This is a genomic window from Bradyrhizobium sp. 45 (assembly GCF_023073155.1).
Classification (GTDB): domain Bacteria; phylum Pseudomonadota; class Alphaproteobacteria; order Rhizobiales; family Xanthobacteraceae; genus Bradyrhizobium; species Bradyrhizobium canariense_D.
This window is the reverse complement of record NZ_JADPIX010000131.1, coordinates 221,488-240,001: the sequence shown is the minus strand read 5'-3', so window position 1 is coordinate 240,001 and position 18,514 is coordinate 221,488. Positions and strand designations below refer to the sequence as shown.

At 62.9% G+C, this 18,514-nt stretch carries 25 protein-coding genes; 10 read left to right on the top strand and 15 right to left on the bottom strand.

Annotation, left to right across the window (positions count from 1 at the left end; genetic code table 11):
- Nucleotides 1-105 precede the first annotated feature (105 nt).
- Nucleotides 106-573: a hypothetical protein gene (locus tag IVB42_RS30485; RefSeq protein ID WP_198293419.1), complete on the bottom strand. Its 468-nt coding sequence runs from the start codon at nucleotides 571-573 to the stop codon at nucleotides 106-108.
- 17 nt (nucleotides 574-590) lie between these two features.
- Between IVB42_RS30485 and IVB42_RS30480 the strand changes: the two genes are divergently transcribed.
- The gene (locus IVB42_RS30480) at nucleotides 591-1,058 is read left to right on the top strand and encodes a metallophosphoesterase family protein (RefSeq protein ID WP_247295139.1); all 468 of its coding nucleotides are present in this window, start codon (nucleotides 591-593) and stop codon (nucleotides 1,056-1,058) included.
- A 20-nt stretch (nucleotides 1,059-1,078) separates the two neighbouring features.
- Here IVB42_RS30480 and IVB42_RS30475 read toward each other — a convergent pair whose 3' ends face one another.
- On the bottom strand, nucleotides 1,079-1,267 hold the full coding sequence (locus tag IVB42_RS30475) for a hypothetical protein (protein WP_083926604.1): 189 nt from the start codon (nucleotides 1,265-1,267) through the stop codon (nucleotides 1,079-1,081).
- A 270-nt stretch (nucleotides 1,268-1,537) separates the two neighbouring features.
- Between IVB42_RS30475 and IVB42_RS30470 the strand changes: the two genes are divergently transcribed.
- A complete protein-coding gene (locus IVB42_RS30470) occupies nucleotides 1,538-1,711 on the top strand; it encodes a hypothetical protein (RefSeq protein ID WP_247393599.1) in 174 nt (57 codons plus the stop codon).
- Entirely contained in the window at nucleotides 1,712-1,912 is a 201-nt protein-coding gene (locus IVB42_RS30465; protein WP_083926603.1) for a hypothetical protein, read from the top strand.
- A gap of 503 nt (nucleotides 1,913-2,415) precedes the next feature.
- Here the strand turns inward: IVB42_RS30465 and IVB42_RS30460 are convergent.
- Complete coding sequence (locus tag IVB42_RS30460) at nucleotides 2,416-2,631, bottom strand: hypothetical protein (RefSeq protein WP_018460391.1); 216 nt, start codon at nucleotides 2,629-2,631, stop codon at nucleotides 2,416-2,418.
- Between the two features lie 423 nt (nucleotides 2,632-3,054).
- Between IVB42_RS30460 and IVB42_RS30455 the strand changes: the two genes are divergently transcribed.
- The 5 genes from IVB42_RS30455 to IVB42_RS30435 all read left to right on the top strand — a co-directional run bounded on the left by IVB42_RS30455 (nucleotide 3,055) and on the right by IVB42_RS30435 (nucleotide 5,938).
- Nucleotides 3,055-3,564 (top strand): DUF2243 domain-containing protein, encoded by a 510-nt coding sequence (locus tag IVB42_RS30455; RefSeq protein ID WP_204511969.1) that lies wholly within the window; start codon nucleotides 3,055-3,057, stop codon nucleotides 3,562-3,564.
- Nucleotides 3,536-3,700, top strand: coding sequence for a hypothetical protein (locus IVB42_RS30450; protein WP_157643156.1), 165 nt, complete (start codon nucleotides 3,536-3,538; stop codon nucleotides 3,698-3,700). Before IVB42_RS30455 ends, IVB42_RS30450 begins: the two co-directional genes overlap by 29 nt.
- Before the next feature lie 38 nt (nucleotides 3,701-3,738).
- Nucleotides 3,739-4,524, top strand: a complete 786-nt coding sequence (locus tag IVB42_RS30445) for a succinate dehydrogenase iron-sulfur subunit (protein ID WP_018460386.1) — start codon at nucleotides 3,739-3,741, stop codon at nucleotides 4,522-4,524.
- A gap of 73 nt (nucleotides 4,525-4,597) precedes the next feature.
- Nucleotides 4,598-5,077, top strand: a complete 480-nt coding sequence (locus IVB42_RS30440) for an NUDIX hydrolase (protein WP_018460385.1) — start codon at nucleotides 4,598-4,600, stop codon at nucleotides 5,075-5,077.
- Nucleotides 5,078-5,938: an SIR2 family protein gene (locus tag IVB42_RS30435; protein WP_018460384.1), complete on the top strand. Its 861-nt coding sequence runs from the start codon at nucleotides 5,078-5,080 to the stop codon at nucleotides 5,936-5,938.
- A gap of 109 nt (nucleotides 5,939-6,047) precedes the next feature.
- Here IVB42_RS30435 and IVB42_RS30430 read toward each other — a convergent pair whose 3' ends face one another.
- From IVB42_RS30430 to IVB42_RS30415, 4 genes are all read right to left on the bottom strand, one after another.
- Nucleotides 6,048-6,284, bottom strand: coding sequence for a DUF3551 domain-containing protein (locus IVB42_RS30430; protein WP_083926601.1), 237 nt, complete (start codon nucleotides 6,282-6,284; stop codon nucleotides 6,048-6,050).
- 182 nt (nucleotides 6,285-6,466) lie between these two features.
- A complete protein-coding gene (locus tag IVB42_RS30425; RefSeq protein WP_143273835.1) occupies nucleotides 6,467-6,802 on the bottom strand; it encodes a hypothetical protein in 336 nt (111 codons plus the stop codon).
- A 73-nt stretch (nucleotides 6,803-6,875) separates the two neighbouring features.
- Complete coding sequence (locus IVB42_RS30420; protein ID WP_026234018.1) at nucleotides 6,876-7,745, bottom strand: MBL fold metallo-hydrolase; 870 nt, start codon at nucleotides 7,743-7,745, stop codon at nucleotides 6,876-6,878.
- Nucleotides 7,746-7,774: 29 nt separating this feature from the next.
- Nucleotides 7,775-8,365, bottom strand: coding sequence for an NADH-quinone oxidoreductase subunit B (locus IVB42_RS30415; protein ID WP_276576656.1), 591 nt, complete (start codon nucleotides 8,363-8,365; stop codon nucleotides 7,775-7,777).
- 224 nt (nucleotides 8,366-8,589) lie between these two features.
- On the opposite strand from IVB42_RS30415, the gene IVB42_RS30410 reads away from it, so the two are divergent.
- Both IVB42_RS30410 and IVB42_RS30405 read left to right on the top strand, forming a co-directional pair.
- A complete protein-coding gene (locus IVB42_RS30410; RefSeq protein WP_026234016.1) occupies nucleotides 8,590-9,087 on the top strand; it encodes a ferritin-like domain-containing protein in 498 nt (165 codons plus the stop codon).
- Between the two features lie 107 nt (nucleotides 9,088-9,194).
- Complete coding sequence (locus IVB42_RS30405) at nucleotides 9,195-9,455, top strand: hypothetical protein (RefSeq protein WP_018460379.1); 261 nt, start codon at nucleotides 9,195-9,197, stop codon at nucleotides 9,453-9,455.
- A 43-nt stretch (nucleotides 9,456-9,498) separates the two neighbouring features.
- Here the strand turns inward: IVB42_RS30405 and IVB42_RS30400 are convergent, their stop codons facing one another.
- The 8 genes from IVB42_RS30400 to IVB42_RS30365 are packed head-to-tail and all read right to left on the bottom strand — an operon-like array spanning nucleotide 9,499 to nucleotide 18,469.
- A complete protein-coding gene (locus IVB42_RS30400; protein WP_018460378.1) occupies nucleotides 9,499-10,566 on the bottom strand; it encodes a UDP-glucuronic acid decarboxylase family protein in 1,068 nt (355 codons plus the stop codon).
- Between the two features lie 10 nt (nucleotides 10,567-10,576).
- Nucleotides 10,577-11,701, bottom strand: coding sequence for a glycosyltransferase (locus IVB42_RS30395; protein ID WP_018460377.1), 1,125 nt, complete (start codon nucleotides 11,699-11,701; stop codon nucleotides 10,577-10,579).
- Nucleotides 11,698-12,786, bottom strand: a complete 1,089-nt coding sequence (locus IVB42_RS30390; protein ID WP_204511967.1) for a glycosyltransferase — start codon at nucleotides 12,784-12,786, stop codon at nucleotides 11,698-11,700. The genes IVB42_RS30395 and IVB42_RS30390 overlap by 4 nt, the downstream gene beginning before the upstream one ends.
- Nucleotides 12,783-13,913 carry a glycosyltransferase gene (locus tag IVB42_RS30385; protein WP_018460375.1) on the bottom strand — a complete coding sequence of 377 codons (1,131 nt, stop codon included), beginning with the start codon at nucleotides 13,911-13,913 and terminating at the stop codon, nucleotides 12,783-12,785. The genes IVB42_RS30390 and IVB42_RS30385 overlap by 4 nt, the downstream gene beginning before the upstream one ends.
- A complete protein-coding gene (locus tag IVB42_RS30380; RefSeq protein WP_018460374.1) occupies nucleotides 13,910-15,013 on the bottom strand; it encodes a glycosyltransferase family 4 protein in 1,104 nt (367 codons plus the stop codon). The genes IVB42_RS30385 and IVB42_RS30380 overlap by 4 nt, the downstream gene beginning before the upstream one ends.
- A complete protein-coding gene (locus tag IVB42_RS30375) occupies nucleotides 15,010-16,296 on the bottom strand; it encodes a TIGR04295 family B12-binding domain-containing radical SAM protein (RefSeq protein ID WP_018460373.1) in 1,287 nt (428 codons plus the stop codon). Before IVB42_RS30375 ends, IVB42_RS30380 begins: the two co-directional genes overlap by 4 nt.
- Nucleotides 16,293-17,357 (bottom strand): GDP-mannose 4,6-dehydratase, encoded by a 1,065-nt coding sequence (locus tag IVB42_RS30370; protein WP_018460372.1) that lies wholly within the window; start codon nucleotides 17,355-17,357, stop codon nucleotides 16,293-16,295. Before IVB42_RS30370 ends, IVB42_RS30375 begins: the two co-directional genes overlap by 4 nt.
- Nucleotides 17,357-18,469 (bottom strand): NAD-dependent epimerase/dehydratase family protein, encoded by a 1,113-nt coding sequence (locus IVB42_RS30365; protein WP_026234015.1) that lies wholly within the window; start codon nucleotides 18,467-18,469, stop codon nucleotides 17,357-17,359. The genes IVB42_RS30370 and IVB42_RS30365 overlap by 1 nt, the downstream gene beginning before the upstream one ends.
- Nucleotides 18,470-18,514 lie beyond the last annotated feature (45 nt).

Here is an 18,514-nt window from a genome sequence, read left to right as displayed (position 1 = left end):
TTGTCGCACTCCGCTTCACAGGCGGAACCGGGCAGGCCTACAAAGGTTCCTATCCGCTAATCGGAGCGATGGGCCGAAGAGGGATGTCCGACATCAATCATCGGGCTAGAATGGCCAGCCCTTCACGGCGATCACGATCGCCGCATCGCCAGCGGCCATCAGCAACAGGACGGCGAGACTGGCGATGATTGCGCCCGGCTGGGCAAGCACGCGCAACTCTCCGAGCATGTGTCGGCTCCAAAAAGCAGCAATGCCGCGATGACCCTGAGGGTTCCTGCGCACACGCCGGGCGTTGACGTGCGAGCGCCGGAACGAAGGCCCGAGATCGCGCGTTCCTGCGACGAATTGAGGGTTCACGTGCCGCGCTATCATTTTGATCTGGTCGACTCCGAGACCGTCGCCGACGAGGGAGGAGCTGAATTGCCCGACGACATCGTGGCGCTGGACGTTGCCGAGGAGATCGCGAAGAGGCTCCTTGCGGAGCGTCCCGAACTCAGGAATCGTCATTTTTCCATCCTGGTCACGAACCAGCAGGGTGAGGAGATCGGGAAAGTGCCACTGGATGTCCTGCACTGAAGTCGCGGCCTGACATGGCGTTGAGGATCGGAGTGATCTCGGATACGCACGGCCTTCTCAGACCTGAGGCCGGACGCCGTCTTGCAGGGGTGTCGCATATCCTCCACGCTGGTGATATCGGCGCGCCGGAGGTTCTGGAGAGGCTTTGCCGAATAGCGCCCGTCACCGCCATCAGGGGAAACGTCGATGTCGGCAGTTGGGCGAGGCGCTATCCCGAAACCGAAACAGTGCACCTCGGCGCTCGTTGTTTCTACCTCCTTCACGATCTCAAGGCGCTCGCCATCGACCCCGCGGCAACCGGTGTGAACGTGGTGATATCAGGACATTCGCATCGGGTGCAGGTCAACACGATCAACGGAGTGCTTTTCCTGAATCCTGGAAGCGCCGGTCCAAGGCGATTCAAGCTGCCGATCACGCTGGCAACGCTCGATCTCGATGAGGGCGGCGACCTGCGGCCCACCATCCATGAGCTCGACGCGTGAACGAAGCGCATGCGTAGCAGCTAGTGGGTATTCGACTTTTGCCATCGCTCCAGATCAATCGGGGGACGCTTTGGGTCGATCTGCTCCTTCTCGGGATTTCCCTGCCAAGGCTGGTCCGTCTGCCGGTGGGTTGGCAAATCCGTCTGCTGTCGCGGATCGTCGACCGGTGTTTCTCTCGGGTCGTTTTCAGGCGCTTTCGCTTTCGGCATAACTTGTCCTCTCTGCGATCTGTCGGTGTGGTGGCACGCGATCAACGTACGCCAGCGATCCCGCCATCATCAGCTTCCGGGTGCCGTCCTTCTCCGTTTCCCGCGATAGAGCCTGGACCATGAACAAAAAGCCTTCCGTATGAACTGCGGGGTCAACACGGGCAGGAATCGTTCGTTCCTAGGGGCATGCATCAGCATCGATCAGGAACGACCGCCGCCCCATCTCATTGCCAGCGCATGAGGTCGCGAGACCGAAACAAGGAGCATGCAATGTCCAAATTGCCCCCCATGCCGCCAGAGCAGCGCAGCGACAAGGGACCCGGATCTGATCCCAGGATCGAGACGGATGAAAGAGTCCCCGACCGCGAGAACTTCGACACCCAGGGTCGTCACGGCAACATCAAGCAGAACACGACAAACCAAGGCTACCAGCAGGACCGATGAATGCCACACAAGAACTCAGACAGTGAACGCTTCGGTGGTCCGGGCTCCTCGCGGCAGGATCGCAAGCACCCCGAAAAGGGAGGTCGCGAGCATGAGCGCCCTGCGCCCGGAACGGCTACCAACGACCGCAAATCACACGTCTCGGGAGGCGGTGGTGAGCGCGATCAACATCACACGCACGACGATCGTGAGAGGAGCTGAGCAATGGCTAAGACAACTTCGAGCTTGATGCTGATCGCGTTCCTGGCGACCGCGTCGATAGGGGCCGCCTCGGCGCAGAGTGGCGGTGGCGGCGGTTCGGGAGGATCGGGCGGAGCAAGCGCGAGCAGCACGAGCGGCGGCACCGGCGGTGCCACAAGCCCTGGGTCGGCAGGCCTTGGGTCTGCAGGAGCTACAAACCAGACGGGCGGTGCATCGCCCAGCCTGGGCAATCCAGGCGACGCGGCCGCGGCTTCGCGTGGCACGACGGCTACCGGCACGAACACCGCTGGAACGGCCCAATCGAGCGGTGGCGGGCCGCGAGGATCGACCACCGTCGGGCGGGCCGGCAATCCCGCAGGGGGGACCAGCAGCGGACGGATTGACGGAACTGCGACACCCGGTCCGTCGATCCCGGGCGACGCCGAAATACGCTCGGAGAACTCTCAGGATTCCCACGTCGATCGAAAGATCAAGAGCATCTGCAAAGGCTGTTAGATCGGCGATCAGGACGCCGGGTTTTCCGGCGTCCAATCGAGGTCGTCCTCGCTTCGAGGTTCGGGGTCGGGCGAGCAGGGCTTGATCTTCAGGTCATCCTCGAGCCTGGGCTGACCCCCGCCGCTTTCGACCAGACCGGCGTCTTCGGCCTTTTTCAGGGTTTCCTCTTTGGTTGAAAACGTCCGGCTCAGTTTTTCGCCGTCCTTGAACAGGGCATACGCCATATTGGCTCCTCGCGATTGGAATCATCGAAGACTTTGACGTGGGCGGACACACACGGCCACCGTCGCTCCTTTGTCGCTTGGTGAAGCTCTAGCCGACTTCCCTGAGATTGCTCAGGATCGCCAGGTGACGCTGAATGATCGGCGGCGACATCTATGCGACCTGCTGTTCGCCGGGGTGCCATCTGATCGCAAATACGACGTGGAATCTCCAATGTTGGATTCACAAGACGCTGCGACCGTTTCGAACGTTCCTATCGCCGCCGTAAGCAGCCGGGCGATGCTCCACCTGATGTCGGCATCCTGGCACGAGCCCGCAGGTTAACGCAGGTTATTGGCACGGGAAGTGCGTCATGATCATAGGAACGGCAGCACTGAGGACGGTTTGTCCATCATCCAGATGCCGACCGGCGCACGAGCAAAATCATGCAACACAGAAATTCACGCAGCTTTCCGATTTCCGCGGGCGTCCTTCTCGGGCTTGGTCTGGGCGGGTTTTTTGACGGCATCGTGTTTCATCAGCTGCTGCAATGGCATCATATGTTAAGCGGCTGGTATCCGCTCAACTCCATCGACAACGTCAAGCTCAACACGACCTGGGACGGCATCTTCCACAGCGCGGCCTATGTTGTTGTGCTCCTCGGCCTGTATGTGCTGTGGCAACGGGCGCGCGGGTCTGACATCCACTGGTCGCGCGGCCAGTGTCTCGGCGCGGTGTTGCTCGGTTGGGGCATCTTCAATCTGGTTGAAGGCGTGGTTGACCATGAGGTCTTCAAGCTGCACCAGGTGAATGAGACCGTGCCTCACGAGCAGCGCATCTTCTGGGACATCGGCTTCCTGCTATGGGGTGCGGCCATGTTGGTCATCGGCGCCGCCATGACACGCGCCGGCACGCAAGGGAGGGTCCATGCGGAAAGCAGTCTACAGCCTCGCTAGAGAGACCTCGCCAGCTCTGGTCTATGCCATTTTTATATTGCTGCTGATGCTCGCTACAGCACCGGCCTTTCGCATCGTGCTGTTGGGTGTGTCGCTGGATGATCTTCTGCAACTACGCTGCTTCAATCCCGGCTGATGCGCGGTTATCACGCCTCATGTCTTCCCGGAGGTAACATGGTCGAGTTCAGGCTTCCGAAACACTCCCGCGTCGAAAAGGGAAGGATCTGGCCCAAGCCGGACAGCAAATCGTTGCGCGAATTCCAGGTCTATCGCTGGAATCCCGACGACGGACGCAATCCCCGGCTCGACACCTACTTCGTCGATATGAGCGATTGCGGGCCCATGGTTCTGGATGGTCTGATCTGGATCAAGAACAACATCGACTCCACGCTGACATTCAGGCGGTCCTGCCGCGAAGGCGTGTGCGGCTCCTGCTCGATGAATGTCGCCGGCCAGAACACGCTCGCCTGCACCAAGTCCATGAGCGAGGACGTTCCGAACGGCGAGCCGCTGCGCGTGCTGCCCTTGCCGCATCAGCCAGTGGTCAAGGACCTCGTTCCCGACCTGACGAATTTCTACGCACAGCTCGCATTGATCGAACCTTGGCTGCAAACCGTGTCACCCACACCACCGAAGGAATGGCGACAGAGCCATGAGGATCGGGCCAAGCTCGACGGGCTCTACGAGTGCATCCTCTGCGCCTGCTGCTCGACATCTTGTCCAAGCTACTGGTGGAATTCCGAGCGTTTCCTCGGCCCAGCGGCCCTGATCCAGGCGGCCCGCTGGGTCAATGACAGTCGCGACGAGGCGACGGGCGAGCGCCTCGACAAGCTCGAAGACCCCTTCAGGATTTATCGCTGTCACACCATCCTCAACTGCGCGAAGGCGTGTCCCAAGGGCTTGAATCCGGGCGAAGCCATTTCCGGATTGCGCCTCAAGATGGTCGAACGGAAGTTCTGATCGGGGACGGACACTCGCGCATAAAGGAACGATGGCTGCGGGGTAGGCTTATCGACCAAACTGGAGGCGCCTGATGGGCAAGAAACAATTCGCCGCGTTGCCGTTCATGCTGAACAATTCCGAATTGCGCGTGATGCTGATCACGACCAGGCGCAAGCGCAGGTGGAGTGTCCCGAAGGGATCGCCGATGCGCAAGACGGAGCCGCACCGTACGGCTGCGCTCGAGGCGTACGAGGAGGCCGGTCTCGTCGGCGTCACCGCAAAGCGCGCGCTGGGCTCCTTCAAGCATCGCAAGCGGAAGGGTGATCGCAAGCGGACCATGAACGTTGCCGTCTTTCCCATGAGGGTCCACGGGCAGGAGCGCTGGTGGCCGGAAAAGGGAGAGCGTGAAGCAATCTGGGTCTCGCCGAAGACGGCGGGCCGTCTGGTGCACAAGGCGCAGCTTCGTCGTCTAATCGCCCGCTTCGCGGCGCAGACGGAGAAGACCGCCCCCTCACCGCTGAGCGATGGCATGGCTCCAGGAACCCGCGTCTCGTCCAGTTATTCAAGGTAGATGAACCAGCAACCGACCGGACTCGCATTCGAGGAGCGACCGCCTCATGAGGTCTTGGCCGCGGCGATCAAGCGACGCTGCGCGATCCTGTTCGTCGGCGCCGGCGTCTCGATGGCTGTCGGCCTGCCGTCCTGGCAATCTCTGATCGACCATCTGCTGGATGACCTTGGACTTGAGCGCGACGTGATCGCTGGGATGCACGGCGGCTATCAGATGCTGGCGGAGTACTACCGGCTGAAGCGCGGCGGAATCGGCCCGCTCCGCAGCTGGCTCGACCGCAACTGGCGCGTCGACCCGGACAGGATCGCGGCCTCACGGCTCCACCGGCTGATCGTGGAGCTCGATTTTCCGACCATTTACACCACGAACTACGACCGCAACCTCGAGACGGCCTTCGAGGTCCTGGAAAAGCCCTATGCCAAGATCAGCAACGCAAAGGACATTGCAAGCGCCCGTTCCGGCGTCACGCACATCATCAAATTTCATGGCGACTTCGACGACGATGCCTCGCTCGTCTTGACCGAGACCGACTTCCTCAACCGGCTCGCGTTCGACTCGCCACTCGATATCCGGTTTCGCGCCGATGCCTTGGGCAGCACGCTGCTTTTCATCGGATACAGCATGTCCGATCCCAACATTCGGCTCCTGCTGCATCGGATTTGGCAGAGTTGGGATGAGTCCGGGCACCGCCAGGACCGACCGAGGTCCTTCGCGTTCGTCACGCAGCGCAATCCGGTGCAGGAGGCTGTATTGGCGAACTGGGGCATCACCACCATAGCGTCGCCTGACGGCGTCAGCCCAGATGATGGTGTCAGCCAGTTTTTGCTGGACATCCGCCGGCGTATCGAGCGAGAGAGCTAAAGCGGTCCCTGGCGCGCCTTGAGCGTTTGCTCTGCTGCCGCGGGGCCGCTCGGCTCAGCGGCGGGATCGGTCAGAAGGAGGATCGATGACCAGTCTGCACCTGGGCCGGTCACCGATATCCCCTATATCGCCGTGCATAGGCATAGCGAGGATTGACGCCGCAATAGGCGTGCGTTCCCGATGCAGTCGCCATGCACTGAGCGTAACTGGCGAACTGGCAGTTGCCCGGATAGCCCCAGACGCGGCCCTGAAGGCAGTAGCGGTCTTGTGCGACGGCCGCCGTTGGGGAGCCGAGGCCCGTCACGAGCGCGAGAGAGGCGGCGGCCAGGAGCAATCGATGCTTCATGGAAATCTCCATTTCAACATTGAACGTGCCTCGTGAAGCGGCGTTCCAAGTGCAACGTTTACCGACTCCTCTAATTGCGACCTGAACGCGATGCGGCCCCGGCGAGGAGAGGATCTCACCGAGGCCGCTCTCATGCGCGCAACAGCAAGGGCGCGCTTTGGAGGATTGCTAACCGCGAACCGCTAGCGACGCGGCGTGGCGCCGTTGGACGGTGGGGTCGTTTCGTTGCGCATGCCGGAAGGACTGGAAGCACCTTGTCCGCCCCGCTCGACATGGGTGATGCCGCCGCCGCCGCCGGTTCCGCCTGAGCCGCCATCTCCAGCTCCAGCACCGCCTGCGCCTGCGCCGCCAGCCCCGGCACCAGCGCCCGCGCCGCCGCCAGCACCGCCTCCGGCCCCACCACCGGCGCCGCCTGCGCCACCACCGGCGCCACCGCCAGCACCTTGCGCGAACGCTGCGCCGACTGAAGCGCCTGCAAGCATTGCTGCCGTAAAGATCGTCAGGATTGTCTTACGCATCTGTCTTCTCCTTGAGGTTTCGATGTCGGATCAATCATGTGAAGCATCCACCGTTCCTAGCCGTGCAGCGTGATCAAGCTCTGTCGTCGACGACTCCGCGTCGATATTGCGAAGGCACGGCAACTTCGTCGAACCGTTGGGCGAGAGCATCGAGAGCCGCGCGCATCTGCGGCCCCTGCATGGCCGCGCCGTGCCCCGTGACGACGATCTCCGGAGCGAGTGCGGCAAGTGCGCGCACCGATGTCTTGGCGCTTCCCCAATCGGGGGTGAAATACATCGGGGGCCCGTGCATCTCCGGCGTTTGCGTCACTGCGGCGTAGACGGATTCCTGCCGCGTCGTGATGAAGGCATCGCCGGCAATCAGCACGCGGTCGCGTTCGCGCCAGAGCGAGATATGCCCTGGGGTATGGCCGGGGGTATGGATCCACTGCCATTCCGGCATGAAGGGCACGCTGTGATCACAGGGAAGATCATAAAGGCGCGATGCGACATCCACCGGCTTTGTCGGGAAGAGCGGAGAGAGCCGAGCGAGCAGCCCGCCACCGACGCTGGGATCGGCCGACGGATAGGATTGGCTTCCGTCCAGATAGGGATGCTCGGCCGCATGGGCATAAACCGGCACGTGCCATTCATTCCGTAGCGTTTCGAGCACGCCGACGTGATCGAAGTGCCCATGCGTCATGACAATGCAGGAAGGCCGGCCGTTTCCTCCAAACCGGGCTTTCGCGGCGGAGCGGATGGCGCCAGCCGATCCGGGAATGCCGGCGTCCACCAGCACCCAATTGCCGTCGCCGGCGTTTTCGAGGCCAACGAAAATCACGTTGACGATCGCGAGCTGACGATAGGCGACGTCAGCGACGATCTGCCGCGTGTTGTCATTGCGGTCGAGGTCGGATTGCGCGTGCTCCGCGTCGGCGGAAGAGGGAAGCGGGATCTGCGTCATGTCCATTCAAGTCCGAGTTGGTCAGCTCACTAGCGCTCGATTGTGCCGATCCGCCGGATCTTCCTCTGAAGCAGCATCACGCCGTACAGCAGCGCCTCCGCGGTCGGCGGGCAGCCGGGCACGTAGATGTCGACCGGCACGACACGATCGCAGCCGCGCACGACCGAATACGAATAGTGGTAGTAACCACCGCCATTAGCGCACGACCCCATCGAGATGACGTAGCGTGGCTCGTCGGGCATCTGGTCGTAGATCTTGCGAAACGCCGGCGCCATCTTGTTGGTGAGCGTGCCCGCGACGATGATCACATCCGACTGGCGCGGCGATGCGCGCGGCGCGAAGCCGAAGCGTTCGGCGTCGTAGCGCGGCATCGACATCTGCATCATTTCGACCGCGCAGCAGGCGAACCCGAACGTCATCCACATCAGCGACCCGGTTCGCGCCCAGGTGATCAGCTCCTCCGCGCTCGCCGTGAAGAAGCCCTTGTCCGCAAGATCGTCGCGGATCGTCATGAAGAACGGATCGGAAGTGTTGTCGGGCCGTCTCTCGCCCGGACGGCCAAGTGCAGGCCGGCCAAGCGGAGGGCTTGGGTTGCTAATTTGCGGAGAGCTGTTTGTCATTTTGTTCCTGAGCGCTGCGGCCGTTTGCCGATGCGACCACGCTCCGGAAACCCGTCGGCTGTATGCAGCGTTCCTGCGGCGGTAGAGGATTTGTGTTCTGTTATCGCAGGTTAGCCTCGGGTCCGGCGGCCGGAACCCAGCGTCGGCGTCACGGATCACTCTAGGAACGATCCACCGAAACTGCGGTTGGCGGCGACAAGGCCGGTGAAATGGAGGAACATGAAATGACGAACGCAGCCCGCGATACATTCGTGGTTGGATTACGCAATGCGCATGCGATGGAAGTGCAGGCGCGAGAGTTGATGGAACGTCAGTCGGAACGATTGGACGAATATCCCGAGGTCAAGGCCAAGGTTGCCGCCCACCTTCAGGAAACCAACGAGCAGCTGAAGCGGCTGGAGAGATGCCTGGAAGCCTGCGGGGAGAGCACCTCCAGCCTCAAGGATACGACGCAATCCATGATGGCGAACATGCAAGCCATGGCACACTCTGTCGCCGGCGACGAGATTCTCAAGAACACATTCGCCAACAATGCCTTCGAGAATTTCGAGATTGCTGCATACAAGTCTTTGCTCGCCCTCTGCGGCGCCGCTGGGTTCGCGGAGGCCAAGGAGCCTCTTGAGACGTCGCTGAAGGAGGAGCAGCGCATGGCCGCCTGGATCGACTCGAACGTCGAGAAGGTGACAATGGAATATCTGGCGCATCAGCGCCAGGCGGCCTGATCGCACTCCACACCCACCACGGCGAGACCGGCGGCTTCGGCCGCCGAGTCCGCCTGCGGTCATATCGGCTCGCAGGACCGGAACCCTCTTATCCACGTTTGGCTGTAATGGCGCACATCATTTTCAGCGACTACCGTAGTCCCGCTGCCGAACAGGCCTATGAGATCGCGTGGGACTTTCTGGCCCGCAGCGGGGCGATCCACGATGAGTTCGAGGCGTGCGTGTTTCTGGCCCAGCGCATCACCATGATGGTCGAGGAAGGCCAGGAAAACCGGATCCGGATGGCCAATCGCGCGATCTCCGAATACCAGTACCATCTCGAGAACTTCTGCAAGCGGGCCCGTGGCGCGGCTGCTACACGGGCTTGAGAGTTCGCGCGGGTTCCGCGCGTTCCTCGGCTCGTTCTGCCGTTTACTGCCCATCGGCGATCGTTAGCTGTCCGCGTGCCCCGGTACGTCCGCTCCTGCGCGGTGCAATGGCCGGAACAAGTGCCGGCGCTTCCCCGGCCATGCGCATGGCGAAATAGGCGATCGTCGCCTTGAGACCGTCTTTGAGCGCCACGCGCGGGCGCCATCCCAGCGCTCGAACGGCTGTGTCGATCACCGGTTTGCGGCGCTTTGGATCGTCCTTCGGCAACTCCTCGAATCGGAGCGGCGAGATTGACTCCGTATACGCCAGCACGTCCCGCGCAATAGCCTCGATGGTGACCTCGTGGGGATTGCCCAGATTGCACGGACCAGTAATCGAGGATGGACTCTCCATGAGCAGCTGGAGGCCGCGCACGAGATCGTCGACGAAGCAGAAGCTCCTGGTCTGCGTACCACCTCCATAGATCGTGATCGGCTCTCCGCGAAGCGCCTGCACGATGAAGTTGGAGACCACGCGTCCGTCATTCTCCAGCATACGGGGTCCGTAGGTGTTGAAGATGCGCGCGACCTTGATTTCGACGCCGTACATGCGATGGTAATCGAACATCAGCGTTTCCGCGGCCCGCTTGCCCTCGTCGTAGCAGGCCCGGGGCCCGATCGGATTGACGTTGCCGAGATAGGTTTCCGGCTGGGGATGCACTTCGGGATCGCCGTAGACCTCGCTGGTCGATGCCTGCAGCACCCGGGCGCCTTTCCGTTGCGCGAGCTCCAGCATGTTGATGGTGCCGAGCACGCAGGTCTTCATCGTGCCGACTGGATCCTTCTGGTAATGCCTGGGTGAGGCTGGGCAGGCAAGGCTGTAGATCCGGTCGATGTCGCCCTCGATCTCGATGGGATCGCGCACGTCGTGTTCGATGAAGCGAAAATTCGGATGATTGAGCAGCGGGCGGATGTTGTCGATCCTTCCCGTAAACAGGTTGTCGAGGCAGATCACGGTATGACCGCGCTGCAAAAGCGCATCGCAGAGGTGGGATCCGATGAAGCCGGCGCCGCCGGCCACCAGAACGGTGGGAGAGCGGCGGGACGCGTTGATGCGGGTCTGAACTGTCATGTGCTGCCTTTCAGATTTGAGCGACCTGCATGGGACGCGAGGCGGGAAGTTGCGGGGCTTTCCGGCGGCGGCGGACCGACGCCTCGGCGTAGTAGGTCTCGACTTGCCGGGCGCGGTGGTCGGAGGTGTGGTCAGCCAGAACGCGGCGCCGTGCGTTTTCCGCGATCGTGCGCCTTTGCTCCTCGGGCATGTCGCGCAGGATCTCCACGACGTCGCGGGGGCTCGATGCGAGCAGGATTTCCCGGGAAGGCTCGAAGACGGTCTCGATTCCAGGCCACCGGTCCGAGATGACGGGCGTGCCGCACGCGGCCGCTTCGAACAACCGAACGCTAGGCGAGAAGCCGAGCGCGCGCATGTCGGCGCGGGTGGCGTTTAGCGTAAAGCGTTGCTCTGCGTAAAATCCCGGATGATGTTTGGGCGTGAGGTGCTCGATCCGGGCGACATTGGCGGGCCAGACCACCTCATCGGGATATTGCGCGCCGGCGACGACGAATTGCTCGCGTGAGAGAGTGCGAGCAGGGGCGAGCAGCAGCTGCTCCAGAACCGGCTGCCGGTCCTCGCTGTAGGTTCCGAGATAGCCAAGTGCCCATTTCTTCTCCGCGCGTTGCGGCGCGTAGATGTCGGTGTCGGCACTGCAATACAGCACCCGAGCCAGCGGACTGCCATAGTTCTCCTCGATCATGCCGGGCACCGGGCCGCCGGCAAAGGACAGGTAAAGGTCGAAGCGCGGGATCATCGCCGCGGACAGATAGTTCAGGCCCTGCTCGAGCTTCGCAAGCGTGACAGGCGTGTCAATGTCGTAGAAGGCAGTAATCCCCCGGGCGTGGGTCGTGATCCATTCGGAGATCGCGATGCCGTCGGGCACGTAGGAGCCGATGACCACCAGATCGGCATCCCGGATCATCTTTCCGAAACGCTGCGGGATGTCCTTCAAGGATTGGTAAAGCTCGACAGTCCAACCGGAAGGCTTGGCAAGATCACGATGCTCGCGATACCAGGGGACGTCGCGTTCCAGAAACGTGACGTGGTGACCTCGTCGTGCCAGGGCTTCGATCAGGGCGCGATAGGTCGTGGCATGACCGTTGCCCCAGGACGAAGTAACCGAAAGACCGACGACGACGATGGTGAGGTTCATTCTGCTGCCTCGATTCGCGAACTGCTTGCGGCAAAGAGATCGTTGAACTGGCGGGCGCGCTGCCGGTAGGTGTGATGGCTCAGAATGCGCGCACGAGCGCGCGCTGCGATCGCCTGAGCCCGCTCGGGGCGCAGTGCGGCAAGATGCTCTGCGACCTCCGCCCCGCTCGCGGCCACCAGCACCTCGCGATCTGGCTCGAGAAAATGATCAATGCCGTCCCACTGGTCGGTGATCAGGCAGGCTCCGGCACCGATGGCCTCGAACACGCGCGTTGGCGGCGAGAAGCCGTAGCGCGCCATGCTGTCGCGATTGACGTTCAGCGTAGCCAGACCGGAGCCGAAGAACGCGTTGTGGTCGCCGGTCCCGACATGCCCGACCTTATGCAGATTGGATGGCGTGTCTTTGGAGTCCCACCCCGATCCACCGAGCACGAACGTTTTGTCGGGCAATTGGCGCGCGACGTCGAGAAAGAACCGCTCGACGCGCTGCTCGCGGTCCGGGAGGCGGTTTGCCAGCAAGCTCAGATCGCACGTGAAGTGTGGATTGGGCGGCGCCGGAAAGTGCGTGGCGGGGTCGAGCGCATTGTAGATCGGCACGCAGTCTCGCGCGCCGATGCCGCGATAAGCGGATACGACAGCATCGCCGCCGCCATAGGTCAAAACCATGTCGTAGGATCGGATCGCATGGCGCAGATGATGGTCTGGATTGTCCGCCACGGACTCCAGCGTCGCGGGGGCATCGACGTCCCAGTAGATGCGCATTGCATTCGACGGAATGTCGGCGACCGCGTTCTCCAGCTCCCGATCGAAGACGCCGACGCCGCTGGCTTTGACCAGCATGTCGGTCGAGCGGGCGGCTTCCTCAAGCGAGCTACGCCAGCCCTCGGGCGTCGCGGCGTAGACCACCACCTTCGCCCAGTCGGGATCGTCGATGTCGCGATGGGCCTGGCGCTCGAAGGCATCGGGCTCGAAGAATGTGACGTCGTGGCCGAGGGCCGCAATCTCCTTCAGCATGCCGCGGTAATAGGTGGCGGCACCGTTCCAGTAGGATGAGACGAGGCTGGATCCGAAGAAGCAGATCTTCATGCGGAGGCTCCGATGTATCGCAGGGGCTGTGTCGCGTGGCTTGAAGCCCTGAGGTCCTGCACGATGCCGACAAGCTGCTCCGCCCGGTGACGGCAGGTGTGACGCTCCTTGATCGCTCGGAGTCCAGTCTCCACCGTGGCTGACCATAATTCCCGGTCATCGAGGAGCGCACGAAGCGCCCGCTTCATTGCGGTGCCGTCGGAGGCGCTGAGATAGGCACCTTCCGGGAACAGGCCTTCCGCGTCCGACCAGGGGGCCGAGACCATTGGAATGCCGCACGCCATCGCCTCGAAGATGCGAATGGTCGGAATGCCCGGTAGCAAGCGGACATAGGGACCGCGGGGGACGTGGACAGTCGCGCGTGCGCCGGCGAAAGCGATGGGAGCCCAGTGTGCGGGCAGCCAGCCGCCATACCGAATGCCCCCCGCCTGAATGGTCGCGAGGGCTGCGTCCGAATAGCGGACGCCATAGACGCCCGCGCGCAGCTTCAGCTCGGCCACGGGTTCGACCAGAAATTCGTTGAGCTCGGCGCTGCGTTCGCCGTCGCCCCAATTGCCGATCCAGACGACATCGTCGGTGCGCTCGATATGCGGCAGCGGATGATACAGGGCGATGTCGGCCGCCTCGTGCCAGGTGAAGGCTCGGTCCGCCCAGCCGAGCTTCAGATATATTTGGCGAAGGACCTCGCCGAAGGCGAGCACACCGTCGAAGCCGTCGAGGTCGAACTGCGCGAGTTCGTCCGGTGCGCTGACGGCGCGATGATGGGTGTCGTGGAACAGCAACGTGAAGGGCGCGCCGTGAGCCCGTCTCGATCCGATGTCTGCGATCAGATCAGGCGAATTCCATTCGTGGACGATGACGAGATCGGCGCCGTGCAATGCCTCATCGAGATCAAGGGAGGCGTCGTAGCGGCGGATGCCGATGCCGGGAAACAGCGTTGGAATATCCTCCATCGTCTGACTGCCACCCTCGCGGATCGCATTCAATCGGCTCCAGCCGTCGATCGGCTCGAACACGACGACCTCATGACCGAGCGCGTGAAGTTCGCGGGCATAACCGCGCAGGAAATGGGCATTGCCGTTGTTCCAGCAGGAGGTGAACGCGTGATAGAATAGAACGCATTTCATGCGCGTACCTCCATGGGGGCAGGCGCGTGATGGACGGCAAGCAGCTCCTCGTAGAGGCTGAGATAGGCGCTCGTGGTTCGGGTCAGCGAGTAGGTCAGGGAATGCTCAAAGGCGGCACGTTGCAGCCTCACCCGCTCGCGATCGTCGGTGCACAGACCTGCGAGCGCTCGATGCAGCGCCTTGCTGTCGGTGGGATCGACGAAGAGCGCGGCCCCGCTCCACAATTCCCTGAAAGTCGGAATGTTGGACAGGACGAGAGCGCATCCCGCCGCCGCGGCTTCCAGAACGGAGAGGCCGAACGGCTCATAGAGCGCGGGGCTGGCGAAGATGCCGGCCTGCCGCAAATGCGCGCGCATGACTTCGTGAGGCAAATGCCCGAGCCAGGTGATGGAAGCCGAAGGGCACTCATCCGCCGGGCCCGCGACCTGAACGGGCCAGTCCAGCCCAGGCGCCGCGGCCGCCAGGACCTCGATGTTCTTGGCGCGGTCCCAGAGCCGGCCCGCCGCAAAGATCACGTCTTGCTTCCGTCCCGCAAAGCCCTGAGGGCCAATTCCATTCCAGATCACGATGCCGCGCGAGCGAGGCCGATAAATTTCCGCAATGTCATCGTGGAAGGACTGGCTGGGACAAACCCAGGCCTGTGCCGTGTCGAGTGCGGCCGTTACCCGTTCGGTGTAGCTGCGCCATTTCGGTTCGCGGAGCCAGCTCGTATCGTGGCAGGCGTGCCCCCAGGAGTTGACGCAGGAATGCGCGACGACCATCACAGGAGCGCGCCAGGCGAAGGCCGCCTCGCGAAAACTATTGAGGTGAACGACGTCAGGCACGATTCCGGCCTCGAGCTTCGCAAGGACGCGCCTGGCCTGGACCAGATCTTGGCCTTCCGGATCCTGCCATTCGAGTGCAAGGTCCGTTTCGATCAGGCGGACCCGCGAACCACGCAGCATCTCTAGCTGGCCGGCCTGCGCGCGCGGGCCCATCGTCACCAGGGTAACGTCGGCGCCCTTCGAAGCAAGGGACGAAGCTAGAGAAGACGAGTAGGTCCAGACGCCTCCGACAGTATCGGTCGTCATCAGGATTCTGAGCTGCGAGCTGCGGCTCATGATGCCACCTGCAGTTCGAGAGCCTCGAGCGGGACCGGGCGATCGTTCTGCACGTCGCTGAACTGGTCGAACATCGCGAGATAGTGCCGGTGTGCGCGCTCCCAGGCGAAATCGTCGGGCTCGCCCCACAGCTTTCGATAATCCGGCGACCCGGGATAGGGATACAGCGGGACCGGATCGTTGGCCCAGATGCCGGCATCCTGCATGGTGCGACGCCAGCGCTGCACGATGGGGTCATCGTCCTCGGGGACTTCGATCAAATTGGCCTGGACGAAAGGAACGTGACGGCGCGCTTCGACCAGCCGTTCGGCAAGCTGGTCGGTCGTCATCTTGCAGTTCTTGGCGAGCGCGGCGCGACCCTCGACGGTGAGGCTTTCGATGCCGGCTTCAATCGAGACGCAGCCGGCGCGGCCGAGCAGAGCCAGCATGTCCGGCTTCCAAAGGTCGATGCGGGTCTGCACCCCGAACTTCAGTCCGCGTGTGGTCAGCCCTTCCAGCAGCTCCGCGTTCGGAAGGAAAATCTCGTCGATGAAATAGACATATTCGATGCCTTGACGGCGCAGACCGTCGATCTCTTCGAGAACGATAAGGGGGGGCCGCTTGCGGTAGGCGTTGCGAAAGTTCTCCTTGGCGCAGAACGTGCAGTTGTACGGACATCCCCTGGATGATTCGACCTCGGCGCCTGGCGCCTGCGGCTCGGCTTCGAAGCGGTGATGGTGATGGTGGTGTCGCCGGATCATCTCCTCCGGCCAGTCGAGCGGCGGCTGATCCTTGAACGCGACGGCCTGCGGGCCGCCATTGACGCGGAGCGATGCGCCATCGGCAAAGCACAAGCCCGGAAAGTCCCGTTCGCCATTGGCTAGACGCAGCAAGGACGCCTCGCACTCGCCCATCACGACGATGTCGGTGCCGAGCTTTCGAAGCGCCGCCCTTGGCACGGTCGAGCCATGGGGACCCACCGCGATGAGGATCGGAGCCAAGTCGCGCACCGCCATCGCAAGCTCCTGCGGAACGCGGAGCTCGGGAGGGGCGCAGCGCCAGAACAGATAGGTCGGCGCTGTCGTGATGACGATCTGGTCGGGGCCGAACGCGCGCAGCTCGGCTTCGATCTCGGTGAGAGAAAGGTCAAACATGTGGGCGTCGAGCAGCAGCGTCTTGTGCCCGGCCGCCTTCAGGTAGTGCTCGGAGATCCCGAGTTCGAGCGGAAGGTGAGGCGATCGGCAGCCGAAATAGATGCTGCCGCCAAAGTCCCAGTTTGGGTTGATGAGGGCAACACGCGTCATGCGAGCGCCTCGCGGTTGTCTTGTGACGATCCGAACCGGCCGGCCAGCCAGGTGTGAAGGGATCGGAGTCCGTCTGCGAATGAAATCTGAGGTGCCCAGCCGAGCGCGCTGGAGAGCGCGCGCGTGTCGGTCACGTACCAGGGCTGATCGCCGGGCCTCCAATCGGCAAAGCGATAGGCCACCTTGCGGCCGGTCAGATCGGTGATGCGGTCGATCAATTCCAGCAGACTGATCGCGTTGGCCGGACCACCGCCGAGATTGAATACGCGCCCACGGGCGAGCGCGATGCCATCGAGCACGGCGAGCCAGGCCGCGGCCGCGTCGGAGACGTGAAGCGCATCGCGGACCTGATGGCCGTCGCCATAGATCGTCAGCTCTTTGCTGCGGATAGCGCTGAGCAGGAAATGCGCGATCCAACCCTGATCCTCGGTGCCGAATTGACGGGGCCCGTAGATGCAGCTCATGCGCATTACCACGGTCTGGAGGCCGTAGACCCGCGCATAGTCGTGGACGTATTGATCCGCCGTTCCCTTGGAGCATCCATAGGGGCTGTAAAAGTCGAGCGGCGCATTTTCCGAGATGCCGGCCGCCAGCAGGCCGCTTTTCGGCGTGTAGCGGCGGCCGGTGAGCGCGATGTCGCCATCATCGATCAGGCGTCCGTAGACCTTGTTGGTCGAGGCGAACACGATCGGTGCGGCGTTGTTGTGGAGGCGCACGGCTTCGAGCACGTTCAATGTGCCACGCGCATTGATCTCGAAATCGGCGGCCGGATCGCTCACGCTGTCGGTGACGGCGACCTGGGCGGCCAAGTGCAGCACGGCGCGGGCTTCGCGTACGGCGTCGATCACCGGGATCGGCTCGCGAATGTCGGCCACGGTGATTGTGACCCGGTCGCCATGCCGGGACTTCAGCCACTGCGCATTCTCCCGCACGCCGGTGCGGGCGAGGTTATCCAGGATCAGCACCGGCTCGCCGCGCTCCGCGAGGCGGTCGGCGAGGTTGCAGCCGATAAACCCGCAGCCGCCGGTGATCAGGACGGGTCTGTTGTCTCGTTCACTCATCACGCGACCAATCCTCGTTGCTGCAGCTCCTTGGTGGCTCGCTCCGCCTGATCGTCGGCGATCTGGTCGGCGAGATATTCCGCCAGCTCTTCGAGCCCGTCCCTGAATGCGACGCGAGGCTCGAAGCCGAGCACGTCGCGGGATTTTCCCATATCGGCGAAGCAGTGCCGGATGTCCCCGGCGCGATATTTCCGCGTCAGCTCGGGCGCAATGTCGCGGCGCCCCATGACTTCGGCCAGATCCTCCGCGACCGACAAAATGGTGCGACTCTGACCAGAGCCGACGTTGAAGACGTCCTGCGCATGCTCCGCCTCCAGCGCCATCCGGCAGGCGCGGGCGACGTCATGGACATGGACGAAGTCGCGGCGCTGCCGGCCATCCTCGAACACGAGGGGAGGACGGCCGTTGAGCAGCCGGGCGGCGAAGATGGCCAGTACGCCGGTATACGGATTGGACAGGGCCTGACGTGGCCCGAACGCATTGAAGAAGCGTAGCGCCACCGTCGGAATGCCATACGCCTTGCCTGTGATCAGGCACATGCGCTCCTGCGCATATTTGTTGAGCGCATAGATCGAGCTCAGCGAAGGCTGCTTTGTCTCCGGCGTAGGGACGGGATCGAGCGGGTTGCCAGCGGCATCGCGCAGCTCCCAATCGCCGCGGCGAAGCTGCTCGACCGCCCGCTCCTCGCAGGCGACCACGCTCTGATCGGCGCTCCGGTAAAGGCCCTCGCCGTAAATACTCATGGACGAGGCCACCACGAGCCGCGCGACCGGGCGCTTGGATAGTGCTTGCAACAGCACGGCGGTACCGAGCTCGTTGGTTCTGACGTAGGGTTCGATGTCATACATGCTCTGGCCGACGCCGACCGCTGATGCGAGATGCAGGACCATGTCGGTGCCGCGCAACGCATGATCGACCGCGAGAGCGTCGGTGACGTCACCGACGACGAGCTCCGCGTCTTTGGCAAGATAGGCGGGACGCTGGCGGTTGCCTCCGTGGACCTGCGGCGAGAGATTGTCGAGCAGGCGGACTTCGTAGCCGGCCGCGAGCAGCGCGTCCGCTGCATGCGATCCGATGAATCCCGCACCTCCAGTGATCAATACTCGCGTCATTCACCGCTCCGTGCCGCCGTAAGATCGATCCTGCGGGATCAATCC

Bases quoted from the DNA above. Each gene is read 5' to 3' on its own strand.
- IVB42_RS30480 (WP_247295139.1), top strand. From the start codon at position 591: ATGGCGTTGAGGATCGGAGTGATCTCGGATACGCACGGCCTTCTCAGA.
- IVB42_RS30475 (WP_083926604.1), bottom strand. From the start codon at position 1,267: ATGCCGAAAGCGAAAGCGCCTGAAAACGACCCGAGAGAAACACCGGTC.
- IVB42_RS30470 (WP_247393599.1), top strand. From the start codon at position 1,538: ATGTCCAAATTGCCCCCCATGCCGCCAGAGCAGCGCAGCGACAAGGGA.
- IVB42_RS30465 (WP_083926603.1), top strand. From the start codon at position 1,712: ATGCCACACAAGAACTCAGACAGTGAACGCTTCGGTGGTCCGGGCTCC.
- IVB42_RS30460 (WP_018460391.1), bottom strand. From the start codon at position 2,631: ATGGCGTATGCCCTGTTCAAGGACGGCGAAAAACTGAGCCGGACGTTT.
- IVB42_RS30455 (WP_204511969.1), top strand. From the start codon at position 3,055: ATGCAACACAGAAATTCACGCAGCTTTCCGATTTCCGCGGGCGTCCTT.
- IVB42_RS30450 (WP_157643156.1), top strand. From the start codon at position 3,536: ATGCGGAAAGCAGTCTACAGCCTCGCTAGAGAGACCTCGCCAGCTCTG.
- IVB42_RS30445 (WP_018460386.1), top strand. From the start codon at position 3,739: ATGGTCGAGTTCAGGCTTCCGAAACACTCCCGCGTCGAAAAGGGAAGG.
- IVB42_RS30440 (WP_018460385.1), top strand. From the start codon at position 4,598: ATGGGCAAGAAACAATTCGCCGCGTTGCCGTTCATGCTGAACAATTCC.
- IVB42_RS30435 (WP_018460384.1), top strand. From the start codon at position 5,078: ATGAACCAGCAACCGACCGGACTCGCATTCGAGGAGCGACCGCCTCAT.
- IVB42_RS30430 (WP_083926601.1), bottom strand. From the start codon at position 6,284: ATGAAGCATCGATTGCTCCTGGCCGCCGCCTCTCTCGCGCTCGTGACG.
- IVB42_RS30425 (WP_143273835.1), bottom strand. From the start codon at position 6,802: ATGCGTAAGACAATCCTGACGATCTTTACGGCAGCAATGCTTGCAGGC.
- IVB42_RS30420 (WP_026234018.1), bottom strand. From the start codon at position 7,745: ATGACGCAGATCCCGCTTCCCTCTTCCGCCGACGCGGAGCACGCGCAA.
- IVB42_RS30415 (WP_276576656.1), bottom strand. From the start codon at position 8,365: ATGACAAACAGCTCTCCGCAAATTAGCAACCCAAGCCCTCCGCTTGGC.
- IVB42_RS30410 (WP_026234016.1), top strand. From the start codon at position 8,590: ATGACGAACGCAGCCCGCGATACATTCGTGGTTGGATTACGCAATGCG.
- IVB42_RS30405 (WP_018460379.1), top strand. From the start codon at position 9,195: ATGGCGCACATCATTTTCAGCGACTACCGTAGTCCCGCTGCCGAACAG.
- IVB42_RS30400 (WP_018460378.1), bottom strand. From the start codon at position 10,566: ATGACAGTTCAGACCCGCATCAACGCGTCCCGCCGCTCTCCCACCGTT.
- IVB42_RS30395 (WP_018460377.1), bottom strand. From the start codon at position 11,701: ATGAACCTCACCATCGTCGTCGTCGGTCTTTCGGTTACTTCGTCCTGG.
- IVB42_RS30390 (WP_204511967.1), bottom strand. From the start codon at position 12,786: ATGAAGATCTGCTTCTTCGGATCCAGCCTCGTCTCATCCTACTGGAAC.
- IVB42_RS30385 (WP_018460375.1), bottom strand. From the start codon at position 13,913: ATGAAATGCGTTCTATTCTATCACGCGTTCACCTCCTGCTGGAACAAC.
- IVB42_RS30380 (WP_018460374.1), bottom strand. From the start codon at position 15,013: ATGAGCCGCAGCTCGCAGCTCAGAATCCTGATGACGACCGATACTGTC.
- IVB42_RS30375 (WP_018460373.1), bottom strand. From the start codon at position 16,296: ATGACGCGTGTTGCCCTCATCAACCCAAACTGGGACTTTGGCGGCAGC.
- IVB42_RS30370 (WP_018460372.1), bottom strand. From the start codon at position 17,357: ATGAGTGAACGAGACAACAGACCCGTCCTGATCACCGGCGGCTGCGGG.
- IVB42_RS30365 (WP_026234015.1), bottom strand. From the start codon at position 18,469: ATGACGCGAGTATTGATCACTGGAGGTGCGGGATTCATCGGATCGCAT.